The sequence below is a fragment of the Cytobacillus sp. GQ23 genome (genome assembly GCF_059758675.1).
This window is the reverse complement of record NZ_JCAXER010000026.1, coordinates 40,357-59,910: the sequence shown is the minus strand read 5'-3', so window position 1 is coordinate 59,910 and position 19,554 is coordinate 40,357. Positions and strand designations below refer to the sequence as shown.

The window sequence follows — 19,554 nt, the reverse complement described above, 5'->3', positions numbered from 1 at the left end:
AACGTTTATATCATTCCATTCTGCAAAAATCGAAAATAATTCCCCAAAAAATTGTGACAGTTCGATAAAACAAACATAATATTAATATGGTAACTAAAAACCGCGCTTCAAAAAGAAGTGCGGTTTGCATTTATATCTTTAACATGAGGCATGAATTTTTAAATTTTAAATATAACTTTCATTTATATATAATCTGTTTTGACATGAGCTTTAGTTCAGGACACAAACAAGTAATTGTTTTCACACTAACTGCACAATAAAGCTCATTGGATTTGTATTCACCAATCAGAACCCTCACCAGGGAAGGAATAATTCGAGTGTGCAACCCTTCCAGGATACAGAATTTATATGGACTGGGATAGATTCCCACAAATTTACTCCGGTGGAGTGAGTGTAATTTAACCAAATCCCATTAATATTATGGGAACGCATCACTGTCTCCAATGATCGCTGATAAACCAGCTATGGCTTTCTCCTTCATTGTGCGCTGAGAATATCTGGAGGTCTGGCTCTCTCATTATTCGTCCGCTTCTAAAAATCCTCAGTAGTGCTTTACAGCCCTTATTTTTCTGTGGAATGTACATATCTACATATTCTTCTTTAATAACCTATTTCCCGACCGAATGACCCTGGCCAACATCAATGCCTGCCTTTTTTTATTAAAGTGGTTTAAAACTATTCTTTAGAAGGAATTGTTCATAGGGTGAAATTGAAATTCATGATGTCCTCAGGAGGAGATCTCCTGTATTACTGTATTATTCTAAACCGGCAAGTTTGTAGTAATCTAATTTTAATCCAATTAACAGACAGTTCTGACTGGAGGGGGCGACACCTATTTCTCCCAGTATTCGAAAGAGAAAGTGAAAACATCATCGCATGAAGAGTGGCATAATCATAGTGGTTGGCCACTTCGTATTTGACATGATAATTATAATTTACGCATTAAAATTTAACGATTAACAGAGTTTTGATGCAGAAGCAATGTTGCAGCAGCCAGAGTAATAATTTCGTGAATGTGTGGTTACGAAATTGGGTCATCAGCGTGTTTTGTTTGGCATATGGATAGCTGGAAAGCCCATACCCTGTTACAGAATTATTTTATCTTTATATTAGGTAAGTAAACATCCATCGTGGTAATTGCTTTGTGTCCACGAAAATTTCCCTTTTCATGTATATTTGAATATTAATCTTCATATATATTGGCTGTTGTATGATTTTTCTCCTTCCCTGGAAAAAATAGTTTCATAAGTTTTTGCAGAAAAAGTGAAACCAAATGGCATTTCATTCGTCTATATAGACGTGCAGCAATTTAAATGGGCGATAGTCAGTCTATTGGCTGTGAAAAGGCATTTGACCATAAATATCATTGTTACAGAGCGGTTTATCTGGACATGCTTGACATTTTTTTAAATGCGAGTATAGTTATATTCCTGTGAAGTGCTTTTTTGCCTGTTCATAGATTATTAATATTTATCAGGTAAACTAATAATTAGGCTGATTGCCAACTTTAGAATTTTAAATAACTAGCGAAATATGTTACAATAATGTGCTAGAAGGCAGGTGTATGATTTTGAATACTTTACTTCATAAAAGTCAGGATATATTAAATAAATATATTGGCTTTTTCTTTTTAGCAGTATTTCTGCTCTGGATGAAAACGTATATTACTCAAATGACACAATTTAATTTAGGCATTGAAAGTGCCTTGCAGCAATTCCTGTTATTCATTAACCCGCTTGGTTCTTCATTGCTGTTTTTAGGATTTGCATTCTTTTTTAAAGGCAGGAAAAAATATATCGCCTTGATGTTTATGTATTTCCTGCTATCGTTCCTGCTGTTTGCAAATGCAGTGTACTACCGCTTCTTTAATGATTTTATTACATTGCCGACCTTGACGCAGACACAGAATTTCGGTGACGTTAGCGGAAGCATCAGTTCACTATTAAAACCAACTGATATCCTTTTCTTCATTGATTTCATCTTGCTTGCAGGCTTGCTTGTTTTTAAAGCCGTTAAAATTGAAACAAAGGATTGGACGCGCCGAAGAACTGCAGCATTAATTTATGCGTCACTTGCCATTTCCTTTGCTAATCTGGGCTTGGCTGAAACAGACCGCCCGGAGCTTTTGACAAGAGGATTTGACCGTAACTATATTGTTAAATATTTAGGCATGTACAATTATACGATCTATGATGCAGTGCAAAGCACGAAGGCATCTGCACAAAGAGTTATGGCTGATAGCAGTGATACAACTGAAGTCATAAACTTTACGAAATCGAATTATGCAGAGCCGAATTCAAAGTATTTTGGAAAAGCTGAAGGCATGAATGTAATTTACCTTCACCTTGAATCTATTCAGACATTCTTAATGAATTATGAATTGCATGGAGAAGAAGTAACACCATTCCTGAACTCGCTGATTGAAGAAGAAAATACAACTTACTTTGATAATTTCTTCCATCAGACTGCACAAGGTAAAACAGCAGATGCAGAGTTTATTCTTGAGAACTCCCTATATGGGCTGCCGCAGGGTTCTGCCTTTACAACAAAAGGCATGAATACGTATAATGCAGCTCCGGCAATTCTGAAGGATAAAGGATATACTTCTGCAGTCTTCCACGGTAACTCCGGAAGCTTCTGGAACCGTAACGAGATTTATAAATCATTTGGATATGATAACTTTTTTGATGCAGATTACTATGATTTAAAACCTGAAAACATGGCTGACTACGGCCTAATGGATAAGCCGTTCTTTGAACAATCCATGCCATACCTTAAATCCCTGAAGCAGCCGTTCTATTCTAAATTCATTACTGTTTCCCATCACTATCCATATCATATGGATCAGGAAAAGGCGACTATTGAGCCTCATACTACAGGGGACAAATCAGTTGATAATTACTTCCAGACTGCCCGTTATGCTGACGAAGCGCTTAAACAGTTCTTTGAACAGCTAAAGGCTTCCGGCCTGTATGAGAACTCAGTAATTGTCATGTATGGCGACCATTATGGAATATCCAAAAACCATAATAAAGCAATGGAAAAAGTGCTTGGCAAGGAAATTACAGCTTTCGATAGTGCAGGATTGCAGCGAGTTCCGCTATTCATCCGTGTACCTGGCATGGAAGGTGGAGTAAACCATGAGTTTGGCGGTCAGATAGACCTAATGCCAACATTGATGCACTTGCTTGGTATTGATACTAAGCAGTATCTGCAGTTCGGCACAGACTTATTCTCAGAAAATCATGATGATCTTGTTCCTTTCCGTAACGGTGATTTCATGAGCCCAACCATTTCATCTGTTGACGGTAAGTTCTATGACTCCACAACTGGTGAACTGCTGGATGAAAGCCGTTTTGAAGAAGCAGAGAAGCTTCAGGAAAGTACTGAGCAGAAATTGGCGCTATCTGATAAAGTAGTAAACGGAGACCTGCTCCGCTTCTACAAACCGGAAAACTTCGAACCGGTTGATCGTTCCAAGTATGATTACAAAGCAGAGAACAATGGAGTAACCAAAAAGAACGAAAACACTGAAAAAACGCCTGTAACTGAACCGGCTGATAAATAATAATGACTGCCTGCGGGAGATCCTGCAGGCAGTTTTTTGTTAAGGCAGTTTTCGTAAAGTATGTTGCTATTTGGATTATATCTACAGAGTTGATTGGAGCGGAAGGTGCGAGATCCTCGAAAAGCATGCGCATTTTCTTCGTGCGGTGTGTACTCAAAGAAGCTTATTCAACGTCCTGCGGGAGTAGCGGGACAGGTGATACCCCGCAGACGCACAGCATCGGGGAGGGTTAGGCGCCCGCTCTGCAGAACGCTTGAGCATCCCTTCGCTGCAATCAACGGACAACATTGATAAGCGAAAAACACAAATTTATACGTAAAGAGCCTTTATTAATGAAGTTACATAGTGGACAAAACTTGTATACCCTGGAAAAAATATAAAAGATGCTCTACTTAATGTGCTAAACGCTGTTTTATGGAATTACATATTCTATAATGATACATAAAGAGATTCATACCGAGGGGGAGTAAAAAATGAAAAAGCTTGCCGGCAAAAAAATTGCGCTTTTAGGTTCACGGAAAATAGATGAAATCAGCAAGTTAGTACAGAATCAGGGTGGGGTTGCAGTCAGCAGGCCTGCACAGGGAACCGCCTTGCTGAAGGATGATAAACTTAAGGATCATGTAGAAATGCTGATTGAGGGCAGCTTCGATTGGGTTATCTTTACAACAGGCATAGGTGTCGAAACCATTTATCAAACTTCTTTTGACATGAATAGGAGTGATGCGCTGATCAGCAGCCTGCAAAAAACAAAAATTGCAGCAAGGGGATACAAAACCGCCAACTCTCTGAAAAGGCTTGAAATCTTACCTGCAGTGCGGGATGATGACGGAAGTATGGCAGGGTTAATGCGGGAGCTCTCAGCATATCCATTGAAAGGCTCGAAAGTAGCTCTGCAGCTTCACGGGGACCCGGCACCGCAACTAAAACAATGGCTGGAAGAAAATCAGGCGGACTACGAAGATATTCTACCTTATATCCATATTCCTCCAGAGGAAAAAGTGATGAGTCAGCTGCTGTCAGAGCTCCTTGATGGAGAGCTCGATTCTGTTTTTTTCACAAGTACACCTCAAGTACGGAATCTATTCAGCTTCGCACGGGAGAGAAATGCTAAAGAACAATTGAAAGTCTGTTTTTCAGGACGGACTGTAGCATTGTCGGTTGGGAAAGTAACTGCTCAGGCTTTATTTGAGGAGGGGATTTCACGAGTTATTTTTCCTGAAGTCGAAAGGATAGGGAGTTCCGTGATTGAACTTGCCCGTTATTTTAGCAGTGAAGAAGGTACTTAAGGGCTAAGTTGTTAAAGTTATTAAACGAATATGCTAATAAAGCACTGATTATTTTATAAGGGGCCTTTTAGGCTCCTTTTATTGTATTCTTGTATATACAAATTTCAAAAAAGTCATAAAAAAATATTGAAAAGGCTTACACATCGTGATAATATTACAACGTAAACGTTTTCGTAACAAAAATCAGTTTCTTAAAGCAGGTGGGATATGTCCTATACCATCAAAGATGTTGCTAAAAAGGCAAATGTCTCTATTGCAACAGTATCCAGGATCTTAAATGGCCAGGGAGGTTATTCAGAAAAAACAAAAAGCAAGGTTCTAAAAGTAATTGAAGAACTGGGCTATCAGCCTAATGCAGTGGCAAGGGGATTAATTAATAAGAGAACCCATACAATAGGGGTGCTTTTCCCAAAGCTTTCGAGCTCACTGGTTACCGATCTGCTGGATGGAATTGAAAAGGCCGCAAATGATAACGGTTCCAGCGTGATTGTCTGTCATACAGAATCAAATGGCGAAAAAACGATGAAATATCTCCAGCTGCTTACCGAGAAAAGGGTAGACGGAATTATATTTGCCAGCGAAATATTAAAAGAGGAATATTATAAATTTGTGATCAAAACCAGGATGCCGATGGTTCTGCTTTCGACAGAGTCCTATGCTTACCCTTTGCCTTTCGTAAAGGTCAATGATTTTCATGCAGCATATGCAGCAGCTAAGCATTTAATCGATAAGGGTCATACCAGAATTGGAATGATAAGCGGTAACAAGGATGATATCATCGCGGGGATTCCGAGGATTGAGGGCTTTAAAAAGGCTCTGTCAGATCATAATATACCTCTGGGTTCTGATAATATTGTCTTCGGCAGGGGATTTACCTTCCCTTATGGTGTTGAGGGTTTTAAAAGTCTTATCGAACAGTTTCCAGATGTAACGGCAATATTTGCAGCAAGTGATGAAATAGCAATAGGTGCATTATCAGCCGCATATCAAATGGGAATAAGAGTCCCAGACGAAATTTCAGTGATAGGGTATGACAACTTGAAACTTGCTGAAATGTCCACCCCTCCACTTACGACAGTAGGACAGCCTCTGGCAAAAATGGGTGAAGCTGCAGCAGAAATGCTTTTTTCAATCCTAGAAACAGGCGAAACTCCGGAAAGCCGGATAATGCAGCACAAAATCATAGAAAGAATGAGTGTGAAAGAGAGAAAATAATAGCTCTCTTTTTCTCAGCTCAGTTACGTAAACGTTTACGTAACTGAGCTATTATACAAAAACCACATAGGGGGATATACCATGTTTAAAAAAATGACTGCAGGTGTGATGGCATTAACTTTAGGAGCATCTTTACTGGCTGGATGTTCATCTGATGGCAGTGACGATGGTAAAGTAACGCTTGAGCTGTTCTCTAATAAATCAGAAAGCATCGAAACATACAAAGGATTGATTAAAGAATTCGAAGCGGAAAATCCTGATATTAAGATTAAATTGGATGCACCTCCGGAAGCAGAAACGGTTTTGAAAACACGCCTGACTAAAAACGATCTTCCTGACATCATGTCTATCGCTGGTAATGCTACCTACGGCGAGCTTGGCCGTGCAGGCGTTCTTGAGGATTTTTCAGGAACAGATTTAGCTAAAACAGTTCAGCCATCCTATATCGATATGATCAATCGCCTGGTTGGACCTGAAGAAGAAGGCACTTTCGGTCTTCCGTATGCCACAAATGCTAATGCCGTAATTTATAACAAAGCAAAGTTTGAAGAACATGGCCTTGAAGTCCCGACAACCTGGGATGAATTCATCGCCAGTCTTGAAAAGGTGAAAGCTGCTGGTGACATACCGATCTACTTTACGCTGAAAGATGCCTGGACTGGCATGATCGCGTGGAACTCTCTTGGTGCTAATGTTGCTGGAGAAGACTTTGCCGAAAAGAAAGATGCCGGTGAAACATCATTCAAAGAAAAGTATGATGAAGTTGCAGACAAGATGGCTGCATTAGTCCAATATGGCCACAAAGACAATATGGGTGTTGCATATGGGGATGGAAACAATGCATTTGCGGCCGGCAAGTCTGTTTTCTATCTGCAAGGCAACTGGGCAATCCCTGAAATACTTAAAGCAAATCCAGATATGGAACTTGGAGTATTCCCAATGCCTGTTACTAACGAACCTGCACAAAACAAACTTGTTTCAGGTGTAGATGTTCTTTTAGCAGTCAGCAATGAAACTGAGCATAAAGAAGAAGCGATGAAGTTTGTTGAATTTATGATGAATAAAGACACTGCTAAAACCTACATTGACGAGCAGAAAGCTTTCTCTGCCATTGAAGGAGTTTACCAGGAAGATCCAGTCTTTGAAGGAATCAAAGCCAACTTTGAAAATGGAACAATTACAAGCTTCCCTGATCATTATTATCCTGCAGGCATGGGAGCTGAAAACCTTGTTCAGGAATTTCTGATCAAGAAAGATAAAGAAAAGTTCCTGAAGAAAATGGACAGCGAGTGGGAAAAAGTTCAAAACCGTTAATGGCACAGGCCAGGGAATCTCTTGAGATTTCCTGGCTTTCTAAAAAGGAGTTGTCAATATGAAAAAGAAAAACAGTGTGTTTCTCATCATCACGATACCCGCTTTCCTTCTTTTCTTCATTTTCCACAGCTTTCCCGCTTTGCAGGGGATTTTTTACAGCTTTACGGATTGGAAAGGATATGGAGATTGGAATTTTGTAGGATTAAAAAACTACCTTAACGTTTTTAAAGATGAACGTGCAGGAGATGCTTACTTATTTACTTTTAAATTTGCCATTGTTGCGACCATTTTGGTCAATATTATTAGCCTTCTTGTGGCCATCGGGCTAAACTCCAAGATTAAGTTTCACAGAACGCTTCGGGCAGTCTACTTCTTGCCTTACATTCTGAGTATTTTGATTGTTGGCTTTATCTTTAATTTTATATTTGCTCATTTCCTGCCGCAGATTGGCGATGCATTCGGATGGGAATTTCTTACTCGAAATATTCTTGGAAATCCGGACCTTGCATGGATCGGGATTGTTATTGTAGCCGTTTGGCAGGCTGTGTCATTTAATACTATTTTGTATCTTGCGGGGCTGGTTACAATTTCAGAGGATTTGTATGAGGCGGCAAGCATTGATGGTGCAGGTGTCTGGACAAAGTTCTGGAAAATTACGTTTCCGCTGATAGCACCTTTTTTCACCATTAATATGGTTCTGTCTTTGAAGAACTTTCTGATGGTATTTGATCAGATTGTTGCCCTTACTGGCGGGGGCCCGGGAAAGTCAACCGAATCGATCTCCCTGCTTATTTACCGGGGAGGATTTGAAGGCGGAGAGTTTGCCTATCAATCAGCCAATGCGGTTATATACTTTATCGTCATCATCGTCTTTTCTGTTATTCAGCTGAAATTCTTAAATAAAAGAGAGGTGGAAAACTAATGAATCGCAAAAAAACGAGCTGGCTAGTCACTACTCTATTAATCTTAGGTTCATTGCTCATTCTTTTTCCACTGTATTTAACCATTACCATTGCGTTTAAAACACCGCCTGAAATGGCAGGGAATTTGCTCGCTCTACCAAAATCATGGTCGTTTGACAACTTTGCACAGGCAATCGAAATGACTAATTTCTTTAATGCGTTTAAAAATAGTGCATTTGTTACAATATTTGTTGTCATTTTTACAGTGCTAACGAACTCACTGGTATCTTATGCCATCGCGAGAAACCTTCATAAGAAGTTTTATAAGTTCCTATACTTCTATTTTTTAAGTGCGATGTTTATTCCTTTTCCCATCATCATGCTGCCTCTTGTCAAACAGACCAGTGCATGGGGAATGGATAATCTGGTTGGATTAATCATTTTGTATATTGTTTTCAATCTTTCTTTTAATGTGTTTATCTATATCGGCTACATTCGTGCCATTCCAGTTGAATTGGAAGAAGCGGCTATTATGGACGGAGCAACCACATGGGGTGTCTTCTGGAAGGTCATTTTCCCGCTGCTGGCACCTATGAATGCAACAGTTGCAATTATTACGAGTCTTGGTGCATGGAATGATTTCATGCTTCCGCTTGTTCTGCTGAGCGACCGAGAAATGGCTACTTTGCCGCTTGTTCAATATATTTTCCAGGGCCAATTCAGCACAGATTATAATTTGGCATTTGCCTCCTATTTAATGGCACTTGCTCCAATGATAATTGTGTACATCTTTGCCCAAAAATGGATTATAAGCGGTGTGATGAAGGGTTCAATCAAATAATAGAGAATACTTTTTTGATGGGAGTTGTATGAATTGAACAAAACCTGGTGGAAAGAAAGCGTTATTTATCAAATCTACCCAAGAAGCTTTAATGATTCAAATGGTGACGGGATTGGCGATATCAACGGAATCACTGAAAAAATTCCATATTTAGGGGAATTGGGGATCGATGTCATCTGGCTATCCCCCGTTTACAAATCTCCTAATGATGACAATGGCTATGATATCTCAGATTACCGTAATATTATGGATGAGTTCGGAACCATGGAAGACTTTGACGGCATGCTGGCAAAAGCGCATGAATACGGCATTAAAATTATGATGGACCTCGTTGTTAACCACTCAAGCGATGAACACCAGTGGTTTAAAGAATCGAGAAAATCAAAAGACAACCCCTATCGGGATTATTATATCTGGAAAAAGACGGATAATGGCGAACCTCCTACTAATTGGGGAGCAGCGTTTGGCGGCAGTGTATGGGAATATGATGAACAAACCGGAGAATATTACCTGCATCTGTTCAGCAAAAAACAGCCTGACTTAAATTGGGAAAACCCTGTCCTTAGAAATGAAGTGTATGAAATGATGCGCTTTTGGCTGGATAAAGGCATTGATGGATTCCGCATGGATGTCGTAAATTTCATTTCAAAAGATACCAGCTATCCTCAGGGAGAGATCCGGGAAGGCCATAAATATGGGGATGGCAGCAAGTATTATATGAATGGTCCGAGAATTCATGAGTTCCTGCAGGAAATGAACAAAGAGGCCCTTAGCCCGTATGATACTATTACGGTTGGCGAAATGCCTGGTGTAACAGTTGATGAAGGCAAGCTCTACACTGGCCGGGACAGAAATGAATTAAATATGGTGTTTCATTTTGAACATGTGGGTCTTGGGGATGGGCAATATGGCAAATGGGATCCACGCCCCTGGAAATTGACTGATCTGAAAAAGATTTTCAACAAGTGGCAAAAGGGTCTTGAAGAAGATGGCTGGAACAGTTTGTATTGGAGTAATCATGACCAGCCCCGTGCCATCTCCAGATGGGGAAATGATTCAGAAGAATACCGCGTAATTTCCGGTAAAATGATTGCTGCATGCCTTCATATGATGCAGGGGACGCCTTATATTTACCAGGGCGAGGAAATCGGCATGACAAACGTAAAGTTCAATGATATCAATGATTACCGTGATATAGAAACGCTGAATGCATACCGTGATCTTACACCGGATTCCTTAACACATGATGAAATTTTTAAAGGCATTCATGAGAGAGGCCGGGACAATGCGAGAACGCCTGTTCAGTGGGATGCCAGCCCGAATGCAGGCTTCTCAGAAGGAACCCCTTGGATCAGCGTAAATCCTAATTATAAAAGAATTAACGCAGAAGCAGTTTTAGAAGATGAAGACTCAATCTTCCATTTTTATAAGAAGCTGATTCAGCTTAGGAAGCAAAATGAAGTAATTGTTTATGGAACATTTGATTTAATAATGGAAGAGGATGAGCAGATTTTTGCTTTCACACGAACTCTGGGTGATGATCAGCTGCTTGTGATCTGCAACTTCAGTGAAGGAACACCTGACTTTAAGCTTCCGGAACATATCCATTATTCGTCTAAGGAACTTCTGGTATCAAACCTGACCGCAGATGAAAATGAAGAAATTGATAGCCTGACACTTAAGCCGTATGAAGCTAGAGTGTATCGCTTAAAGAAATAATAAAGATAGGGCCTGTTTTGGGGCCCTTTTTTACAAGAATTGATAATAATGAGGTGGTCTCTGTGAATAAAAAGTGGTGGAAAGAAGCTGTTGTTTATCAAATTTACTGGAGAAGCTTTAATGATTCCAATGGTGACGGCTATGGTGATTTAAGAGGAATAATCGAAAAGCTTGATTATATCAAGAACCTTGGCATTGATGTGATTTGGCTGAATCCTTTTTATCAGTCACCAGACCGGGATAATGGCTATGATATTTCAAATTATTATGGAATTATGGAAAAAGCCGGTGATATGGCTGCCTTTGATGATCTAATTCATGAAATTCACCAGCGCGGAATGAAGGTCATTATGGACCTGGTTGTGAACCATACTTCTGACCAGCATCCCTGGTTTTTGGAATCACTTTCCTCAAAGGATAATCCGAAAAGAGATTGGTATATTTGGAAGGATCCAAAGGATGGCAGGGAGCCAAATAACTGGCGATCCTATTTTGCTCCTTCCTGCTGGGAATGGGACAAAGCAACAGGACAGTACTATTATCATTCCTTTGCAGTCGAGCAGCCTGATCTAAATTGGGAAAATCCCGAATTGCGCCAGGAAATCTACAAAATGATGCGCTTCTGGCTGGATAAAGGCATCGACGGGTTTCGAATGGATGTGATTAATTTACTAGCCAAAAAAGAAGATTTATCTAATGCAGAGAATCCTTATGATATTAGCTATCTCGCCAATAATCCGGGTATCCATGATTATCTTCAGGAAATGAACCAGGAAGTTCTTCAGCATTATGATGTGATGACTGTCGGCGAGATTCCGTTTGTTTCACCGGAAGAGGGATTGCTCTATGTGAATGAAAGCCGGAATGAATTAAACACACTGTTCCACTTTCAGGTAGCAGATGAAATGCCGGTATGGGACATGCTCAGATTTAAGGAAATCCAAACAAGCTGGTATGAGGGCCTTAAGCATAAGGGTTGGAATTCGCAATTCCTCAACAACCATGATCACACAAGACAGGTAACCCGCTATGGAAATGATGGCCAGTTTCGAGACCAATCTGCAAAGCTTCTAGCGGCAATGATTCATACATTACCTGGGACTCCTTATATCTATCAGGGCGAAGAATTTGGCATGACAGGTGTGAAATTTGATTCGATTGAAGACTACAATGACATTGCCATGAAGAACAAATATCATGAAGAAGTTTCTAAAGGGCGGGATCCAAAGGAAGTCTTTGAAAGTCTATTGCTTTTGAGCCGCGATAATTCTAGGACACCGATGCAGTGGAATGACAGCATTAACGCTGGCTTTTCTGCTGGAGAACCATGGATCAAAGTGAATCCGAATTATAAGGAGATTAACGCTGAAGCAGCTCTGAGTGATCCAAACTCTATCTTTTATTTCTACAAAAAGCTGATTGAATTAAGAAAACAAAACGAGGTTATGGTATACGGGGATTATAAGGATCTATTGCCAGATGATGAACATTTATATGTATTTACACGCTCCTATAATGATATAACCTGGCTGATTGTTTTAAACCATTGTGACGAGGAGCAGACGTTCAACTTTGATGGCTTTCCAAATCGGGAACTGATTCTCGCAAATTACAGAAGGGACACGGTAGAGAATCAAGAAATAATGCTCCCGCATGAAGCGAGAATTTATGAGATTCAAAGACATAATAAGCAGCTGAATTAAGAAGGTAAGTGAATCAGGTCTGATACTCCATATAAAAATAAAAGCCGGCATTTGAAAAGCCGGCTTTCTTCATTTTTAATTCTTCTCTCCAGCACTGGTTCTGGGGTCTGTTTTTTCGGGAGGAACCTTGGAAAGCTGGTCCATAGGCTCCATCATAGATTCAAGCAGACTTCCATTAACTTGTTTTTCTTTATCAATATTATACGGTCGATCATTCTCACGACTGTCCATCAATTCACCTCATTTTATATTTTTACATAGAATTTGCCTCCCGCATGGTTATTATTCCGAAAACCGGAAAGTCAAAGGTTAAATTCCCTTGCAATGGAAATAATGGAATTTAAAAGATCTATGGAGAAAACCAATGACTAAAATATTAATATTTGCAATACTGGCACTGATTTCCTTAATGTATATTTTTTTACTATTTATGTTAATTTACGGCTGGCGCTGGTTCATGAAGCGGGCAGTAAAGCAGGCTGGAAAGATCATAATGACAGACAGCTATCAGGAAAACATTATTGAGCTGATTCCAGGTTTCAGGCATTTGGGCATTCAAAATGCGCTTGAAAATAACCTGCGTGCGGAAACTGGAGATGTGCTGCATCGCCCATTTGGCTCATCGAAAAAATGGCCGCACCTTGATGAAATTACATTTATCCCAGCACAAACTTCACCTTTTCCCATTGATGGTGACGAAGACGTTGATGTGAAAGTGACAATTGGTCCAAAAGCGAAAAAACCGATGAAGATTAAAATTCCACTGATGATCAGTGGTATGGCCTATGGAATTGCTCTTAGTGAGCAAGTAAAAATCGCATTAGCAACAGCTGCCAAGAATACTGGAACGGCCATAAATTCCGGTGAAGGCGGAATTCTGCCCGAGGAGCTTGAAAGTGCCGGGAAATACATTCTCCAATTTTCTAAGACGGAGTGGGGCAAGGAAGAGAAGACTATTAAAAGGGCGGACATGATTGAAATTAAGCTGGGTCAGGGAGCTACATTGGGAATGGGCGGAAACATCTCCCCAGAAAATTTAACAGGTCGTGCAAGAGAAGTCATGGGGTTAAAGGAAGATGAAACTGCCCATATAATGGAACACTTTTTTGAAAAACAGACATTGAAGGATTTAAAGGAACTGGTGGATGAGCTACGAAAAATGTCAGGAGGTGTTCCAATCGGTGCAAAAATAGGGGCAGGGGGTAAGATAGAAGAAGACATTGATCATTTAATCGAAATAGGTGTAGATTTTATTGCAGTTGATGGCGGACAGGGCGCATCTGTTGGTGCACCTCCCTTATTGGCAGATGATTTTGGTATACCAACCCTTCATGCTATCACGCGTGCCTCGAACCATCTTGAAAAAAGAAAAAAGAAGGGGGATATCAGCTTAATTGTTTCTGGCGGACTTTTTACCCCCGGACATTTTTTAAAAGTTCTGGCACTTGGAGCAGATGCGGTATATCTGGGATCTGTTATGCTGTTTACTGTGTCTCATACACAAACCCTGAATGCACTTCCTTTTGAACCTCCAACACAGGCTGTATGGAACGAGGGGAAGTTCACAGATGTATTCAAAACAGAAGATGGTGCTAAGTCGGCGGAAAAGTTCTTGACCGCAAGCACTGAGGAAATCAAACTGGCGCTTAGAGCCATGGGGAAAAAGTCATTAAAAGAATTATCCAGGAAAGATCTTGTATCTTATAATGAACTCACAGCAAAAATGATCGGAATCCCTTTTTCCTTTGAACCATGGGAGGATAAATCAACTAAGGCATAATGAAAGCCTGGCATATGTAGCCAGGCTTTCGTTGTTACTCATCAATATCTTTCTTTACTTTTGATTTTTTCTGAGGCTGAAACCTATGCGGATTTTGCGTTCTTAAATAAACTGGCCTTAATGGCTGAAACGGAAATCTGATAAATGAGTCTTTCAAGTCCCGATACCTGGGTGGATAAAACGGCTCCAAAAAAGGTCTGTCGAGTGATGTTAGCCTGATCATATGAGTTAACAAAATACAGGAACAGAAAAGCACTCCTACAAAACCCCATAATGTGGCAAAAAATAAAAACGGGAATCTTAGAAATCGGATCGAATTATTCATTTTGTAAACTGGTGTTGTAAAAGAGGCAAGAGCTGCCAGTGCGATAATGATTAACAGGACATTACTTGTCAGCCCTGCCTGCACAGATGCTGTCCCAATGACAATCCCGCCCACGATACCGATTGTCTGGCCTACTTTTGTGGGCAATCTGGCTCCAGCTTCTCTTAAAAGCTCTATTACCAGTTCGAGAATTAAGGCTTCATAGAAAGGCGGCATAGGAATATGCTGTCTTGAAGTCACTAGTGTTCCTAACAAATCCGTGGGGATAAGCTCCATATGATAAGTCAGCGTTGCAACATATATGGACGTAATCTGTATTGAAAAAATAACAGAAAAGGCCCGCAATATTCTTGCGAAAGAAGCGATAGTCCAATTTATAAAATAATCTTCAAAGGAACTGAAGAATTCAGAAAACGTTGTAGGGGTAATCAGCACATGCGGTGACCCGTCTACGGCGATCACGACTTTTCCTTCAGCAAGGACAGCAGCTGCCCTGTCTGGTCTTTCTGTATCCAGCACCTGCGGGAAAGGAGAGTTCTTATTATCTGAAATAAACTGTGCAATATGGGAACTGTCAGTAATTTCATCAAAATCGATATTGTCGATTCTTTCTTTAACCTTGCTGACATAATCTGCATTCGTGATTCCCTCTATATAGAGAACCGCCACAACTGTTCTGGAAATGCTGCCGATAAAATATTCCTCAATGATCAGTTCAGAGGTGGGCAACCTTTTGCGGATTAAATTCAGATTATTCTGCAGTGACTCGACAAAGGCCTCCTTTGCTCCAATAACGGTTTGCTCGACTTCAGGGTGTGTCAGCTCCCTTACATAAGAACATTTAGCAGCCATAAAAGCTGCTTTATTATTCTCAGTTTTGGTTGTAATCATCACATAGCCATTTAATAGCAAATATTCAGCATTTGAAAGATCTTCGCAAATTTGAATGCTTGCAGATGGCAAAAGCCTCTTCAAATTATCTATTTTGTTGAAATTACCCTGAAGAAGCTGAGGGAGCAAACTTTTGGTGATCATCTTTTGGTCAGTCAGTGTTTTGTAATAAGTAAAGGAAAAACAGAGCCCAGTTTGTCTATTGCTATAATGTACTTTTTGAAAATCATGAGACCGTGAAAGCGACTTTTCAAGCTCCTCAAGTTCGACTTCAGACACAGGTCTCTTCTTTTTTAACATTTTTTCCATTCCGCAATCACCAGTTTGTTTCGGCTTTAAGTGTAGTGTTTCCGTTTTTGGAAAGATTATGAATGAACAGGGGAAATAGCAAAAAAGCCTGCTCCATTGGGGCAGGCTTGGGTTTTATACCGGTTCTTCCTCCCGAGGCATAAAGCAGGAAGAAACCAGCTTTTCAAGATTCTCAAATTCTTTGGCATCCATAAATGCGATACACATGCTCAAAGAGTGAAGTGCGCTCTCTATGAGGAATTTCCTTGGTTTTTTCGAATGAACCATCTCTTCCTGAATAAAGTCCAGAAGCTCCATGCAATCGTTCTGTTCTTTCTGCTTGATGGACTTCTTTAAGGTCAATATGGATTTGCAGAGAATATACAAATTACCATGATCTTTATTTCGAAATCTGTTTTCAATAAGCTCAGGCTTCAGCAGATAGTCACCGGCTGAACTTACCTCTTCAACGACCTTCCTTATCCTTTCTACACTATAGCGGACCACCGGATTAATGCTTGAAGAGAATTCAAAGAATTTAGTATAGTATTTTACGTTATGATGGAGGATGCCAAGGAACATAACGGCACAATCCAGTAGATATGGCTTCTTATCTTCCCCAAAAATTTCGATAAACCGTCCAAAAATCCAATCCACCATTCTAAGCTGTCCTTCTTTAATAAACTGCTTGAGTTCAGGGTCATTTGAAACAAGGACTTCTTCAAAAAGGGCAACCAGCTTATTGGTCCGATTCATATTCATTTGCAGTTCAATCTGCTGAGTGAATACCTCCAAGCTGCTTGGGCTCTGGCCAATAAGAAGTTTATTGCGTTCTGATTCCATTTTTTCATGCAATGTTTTAAAAATGGAAATAAGCAGTTCGTTTTTTGAAGAAAAATAGTTATAGAAAGTGCCCTTAGAAATCCCGCTGTAATCTAAAATATCCTGAATGGATGTTGCCTGAAAACCTTTTTCCAGGAATAAGTGATGTGCTTTTTGTATAACATGCATTTTCCTGTTATTCATATATAATCACCTGTCATTTTATTTGAACTATGTGTATAACTTAATAGTACCTCAATGAATTAATTTACACAAACCCTCTATTTTACAAGGATTTTTTTGTTGCAAAAATTGAACTCATAGTATATTATATGATTTGTGTGTAACACGAGTATAAAAGAATGAACTGAGTGTACAGGAGGAAAAATAATGGAACAAGCAATAAATAATAAAACAGACCGGGCTCCTTATGGAATACTTGCTGTTTTAATGATCGGGGCATTCATTGCCTTTTTGAATAATACATTGCTTAATATTGCATTGCCATCTATTATGACAGATTTAGAAATAGAAGCGGCAACAGTGCAGTGGCTGACTACCGGTTTTATGCTGGTTAATGGTATCTTGATCCCGGCTACTGCCTTTTTAATTGAAAAATATACAGTCCGCAGGTTATTTATTGTGGCAATGGGCTTATTTACACTTGGTACGCTTGTCGCAGGGGTTGCGCATGAATTCCCAATTCTGCTGGGTGGCAGAATGCTGCAGGCTTCAGGGTCTGCCATCATGATGCCGCTGTTAATGAATGTCATGCTGATCAGTTTCCCGGTTGAAAAGCGCGGGGCTGCTATGGGTGTATTTGGTTTAATCTTAATGTTTGCCCCTGCAATTGGCCCGACTCTGTCAGGGTGGATTGTCGAACATTATGATTGGAGAATGCTTTTCCACTTTCTATCTCCACTAGCGGGAGTTATTCTGGTGCTGGGAGCTGTGTTACTTAAAGATAAGAAGGAAAAAGTAAATATCCGTATGGACGTATTTTCGCTCATTCTTTCAAGTGCAGGATTTGGCGGAATTCTTTATGGCTTCAGCTCTGCAGGAAATAAGGGATGGGATAGTCCGCATGTCTATTTAACGATTGTGATTGGTGTTATTTCTTTAATATGGTTTATCTTAAGGCAGACTAAAAGTGACCGCCCGATGCTAAACTTTGGCGTTTATAAATATCCTATGTTTGCACTGTCTTCTGCCATCGCCATGACGGTTAATATGGCACTGTTCTCCGGAATGATTCTAATTCCGATTTATGTTCAGACACTTCGTGGCATTTCACCGCTGGATGCAGGATTAATGATGCTTCCAGGTGCTATTGTGATGGCTGTTATGTCTCCATTAACAGGAAAGCTATTCGATAAAATCGGCGGCCGGATTTTAGCGATTACAGGTTTGGCCATAATAGTTGCAACCACCTATATTTTCAGCAGATTAACCCTGGAAACGACTTACACACAGTTAATCATCCTGAATTCTATAAGAATGTTTGGGATGTCCATGGTTATGATGCCTGTTTCGACTAATGGTTTAAACCAGCTGCCAAGACGTTTATACCCTCATGGAACTGCTATGAACAATACATTGAACCAGGTTGCAGGTGCAATAGGTACAGCCTTATTAGTAACAGTTATGTCAACAAGAACAGAAACACATGCTGCAGAAATTGCGAAAGAAGCAATGAAAGGCGGGGCTATGGCTAATGGCGGCCAAATGACGGAAGCTGCAGTGGCGGAAATGCAGCAGCAGGTTCTAATGAAAGCCATGCTTGAAGGGATTAACGATGCTTTCTTCGTAGCAACCTTTATTGCTGCAGCTGCACTTGTTCTGGCCTTCTTTATTAAACGTGCAACTCCTATGGAAGACCCTGTTGAAGAAGTAAAGCAGGAAAATATGGTACCAAAATTGGCTAAGAATTAGTCGCAAAGGGAAATCGAGGATTTCCCTTTTTTTATGCTTGGATTGGATATGAAACATACATGGACCGCCAGGCGTCTAATAGGTATGCAAGAATTTTACTTAAGTACTGATATGGGAGGCAGAACATATGGCGGTTAGGGGTATAAATCATTTCTTATATTCAGTTTCGGATTTGGAGAGATCGATACAATTTTATCAAGAGGCATTTAATGCGAAGCTCCTGGTAAAGGGCAAAACGACTGCATATTTTGATATGGCTGGGATCTGGATTGCCCTGAATGAAGAACGGAACATACCAAGGAATGAAATTGCTCATTCCTATACACATGTTGCTTTTACAGTCGATGAAACAGATTTTGAAAAAATGTGCAATAAACTAGAAGAGCTGAAGGTGCATATCCTGCCTGGCCGTGCCAGGGACACAAGGGATAAGAAATCGATTTATTTCACAGATCCGGACGGACATAAATTTGAATTTCATACAGGAACATTAAAGGATAGATTGGATTATTATAGAACAGAAAAAGGACATATGGAGTTTTTTGAATGAAAAAAGCCTGCAATGCTTACTGAGCATCTGCAGGCTTTCTAATTATCTATTTTTCCCAACTAATTTGATTGATTGATGTCCGCTGTGAGGGTGAGGTGAAAATAAAATATGATCCAAATACAGAGCTTCCAGCTTCCGGTCACTTAAATTGAACAAGCTATGATTTTGCTGGAATTTAGATAATGATAATAATTTGCTGATTAATGTTTCCCTGTTTAATGGCATGTATTAAACCCTCCTTTTGTTAAATATATTTTAATTCATATTTATCCGATTAGTCAAGTAGGAATTAAGTCTTTTCTTTCATGGTCAATTATGAACAATAAGTAAATAAGCTGCTCTCTATGAACCCCAAGATCACGAATAAAAAATACCCTGTGGCCTCAAAATAAAAACACTTTCAAATAAGGAGGCT

15 protein-coding genes are annotated in these 19,554 nt (G+C 39.9%); 11 read left to right on the top strand and 4 right to left on the bottom strand.

Translation table 11 applies throughout. The features are described 5' to 3' along the window. Positions 1 to 1,564: 1,564 nt before the first annotated feature. The 8 genes from ltaS to AC6CHU_RS19960 all read left to right on the top strand — a co-directional run bounded on the left by ltaS (position 1,565) and on the right by AC6CHU_RS19960 (position 12,551). Positions 1,565 to 3,568 (top strand): lipoteichoic acid synthase, encoded by a 2,004-nt coding sequence (gene ltaS / locus AC6CHU_RS19995; RefSeq protein WP_159869191.1) that lies wholly within the window; start codon positions 1,565 to 1,567, stop codon positions 3,566 to 3,568. Positions 3,569 to 4,041: 473 nt separating this feature from the next. Next, positions 4,042 to 4,857, top strand: coding sequence for a uroporphyrinogen-III synthase (locus AC6CHU_RS19990; RefSeq protein ID WP_251283739.1), 816 nt, complete (start codon positions 4,042 to 4,044; stop codon positions 4,855 to 4,857). A gap of 207 nt (positions 4,858 to 5,064) precedes the next feature. Continuing rightward, positions 5,065 to 6,072 carry a LacI family DNA-binding transcriptional regulator gene (locus AC6CHU_RS19985; protein ID WP_251283740.1) on the top strand — a complete coding sequence of 336 codons (1,008 nt, stop codon included), beginning with the start codon at positions 5,065 to 5,067 and terminating at the stop codon, positions 6,070 to 6,072. An 81-nt stretch (positions 6,073 to 6,153) separates the two neighbouring features. Then, positions 6,154 to 7,386 carry an ABC transporter substrate-binding protein gene (locus AC6CHU_RS19980; RefSeq protein ID WP_251283741.1) on the top strand — a complete coding sequence of 411 codons (1,233 nt, stop codon included), beginning with the start codon at positions 6,154 to 6,156 and terminating at the stop codon, positions 7,384 to 7,386. A gap of 58 nt (positions 7,387 to 7,444) precedes the next feature. Then, positions 7,445 to 8,308 (top strand): carbohydrate ABC transporter permease, encoded by an 864-nt coding sequence (locus AC6CHU_RS19975; RefSeq protein WP_251283742.1) that lies wholly within the window; start codon positions 7,445 to 7,447, stop codon positions 8,306 to 8,308. After that, positions 8,308 to 9,129: a carbohydrate ABC transporter permease gene (locus AC6CHU_RS19970; protein WP_035330520.1), complete on the top strand. Its 822-nt coding sequence runs from the start codon at positions 8,308 to 8,310 to the stop codon at positions 9,127 to 9,129. The genes AC6CHU_RS19975 and AC6CHU_RS19970 overlap by 1 nt, the downstream gene beginning before the upstream one ends. A gap of 33 nt (positions 9,130 to 9,162) precedes the next feature. Further along, complete coding sequence (locus AC6CHU_RS19965) at positions 9,163 to 10,848, top strand: glycoside hydrolase family 13 protein (RefSeq protein WP_159869206.1); 1,686 nt, start codon at positions 9,163 to 9,165, stop codon at positions 10,846 to 10,848. Between the two features lie 62 nt (positions 10,849 to 10,910). Further along, positions 10,911 to 12,551, top strand: a complete 1,641-nt coding sequence (locus tag AC6CHU_RS19960; protein WP_498122653.1) for a glycoside hydrolase family 13 protein — start codon at positions 10,911 to 10,913, stop codon at positions 12,549 to 12,551. A gap of 75 nt (positions 12,552 to 12,626) precedes the next feature. Here AC6CHU_RS19960 and AC6CHU_RS19955 read toward each other — a convergent pair whose 3' ends face one another. Next, on the bottom strand, positions 12,627 to 12,782 hold the full coding sequence (locus tag AC6CHU_RS19955; protein WP_201306591.1) for a hypothetical protein: 156 nt from the start codon (positions 12,780 to 12,782) through the stop codon (positions 12,627 to 12,629). Positions 12,783 to 12,915: 133 nt separating this feature from the next. On the opposite strand from AC6CHU_RS19955, the gene AC6CHU_RS19950 reads away from it, so the two are divergent. Then, on the top strand, positions 12,916 to 14,331 hold the full coding sequence (locus tag AC6CHU_RS19950) for an FMN-binding glutamate synthase family protein (RefSeq protein ID WP_251283745.1): 1,416 nt from the start codon (positions 12,916 to 12,918) through the stop codon (positions 14,329 to 14,331). 34 nt (positions 14,332 to 14,365) lie between these two features. Here AC6CHU_RS19950 and AC6CHU_RS19945 read toward each other — a convergent pair whose 3' ends face one another. Together AC6CHU_RS19945 and AC6CHU_RS19940 are read right to left on the bottom strand one after the other, a co-directional pair. Then, a complete protein-coding gene (locus tag AC6CHU_RS19945) occupies positions 14,366 to 15,856 on the bottom strand; it encodes a spore germination protein (RefSeq protein ID WP_498122652.1) in 1,491 nt (496 codons plus the stop codon). Between the two features lie 114 nt (positions 15,857 to 15,970). After that, the gene (locus AC6CHU_RS19940; RefSeq protein ID WP_498122651.1) at positions 15,971 to 16,861 is read right to left on the bottom strand and encodes a TetR/AcrR family transcriptional regulator; all 891 of its coding nucleotides are present in this window, start codon (positions 16,859 to 16,861) and stop codon (positions 15,971 to 15,973) included. A gap of 186 nt (positions 16,862 to 17,047) precedes the next feature. On the opposite strand from AC6CHU_RS19940, the gene AC6CHU_RS19935 reads away from it, so the two are divergent. Further along, the gene (locus AC6CHU_RS19935; RefSeq protein WP_159869221.1) at positions 17,048 to 18,589 is read left to right on the top strand and encodes a DHA2 family efflux MFS transporter permease subunit; all 1,542 of its coding nucleotides are present in this window, start codon (positions 17,048 to 17,050) and stop codon (positions 18,587 to 18,589) included. A 127-nt stretch (positions 18,590 to 18,716) separates the two neighbouring features. Further along, positions 18,717 to 19,139 carry a metallothiol transferase FosB gene (fosB, locus tag AC6CHU_RS19930; RefSeq protein ID WP_159869224.1) on the top strand — a complete coding sequence of 141 codons (423 nt, stop codon included), beginning with the start codon at positions 18,717 to 18,719 and terminating at the stop codon, positions 19,137 to 19,139. Positions 19,140 to 19,181: 42 nt separating this feature from the next. Here fosB and AC6CHU_RS19925 read toward each other — a convergent pair whose 3' ends face one another. Next, positions 19,182 to 19,364: a hypothetical protein gene (locus tag AC6CHU_RS19925; protein ID WP_159869227.1), complete on the bottom strand. Its 183-nt coding sequence runs from the start codon at positions 19,362 to 19,364 to the stop codon at positions 19,182 to 19,184. Positions 19,365 to 19,554: the final 190 nt, after the last annotated feature.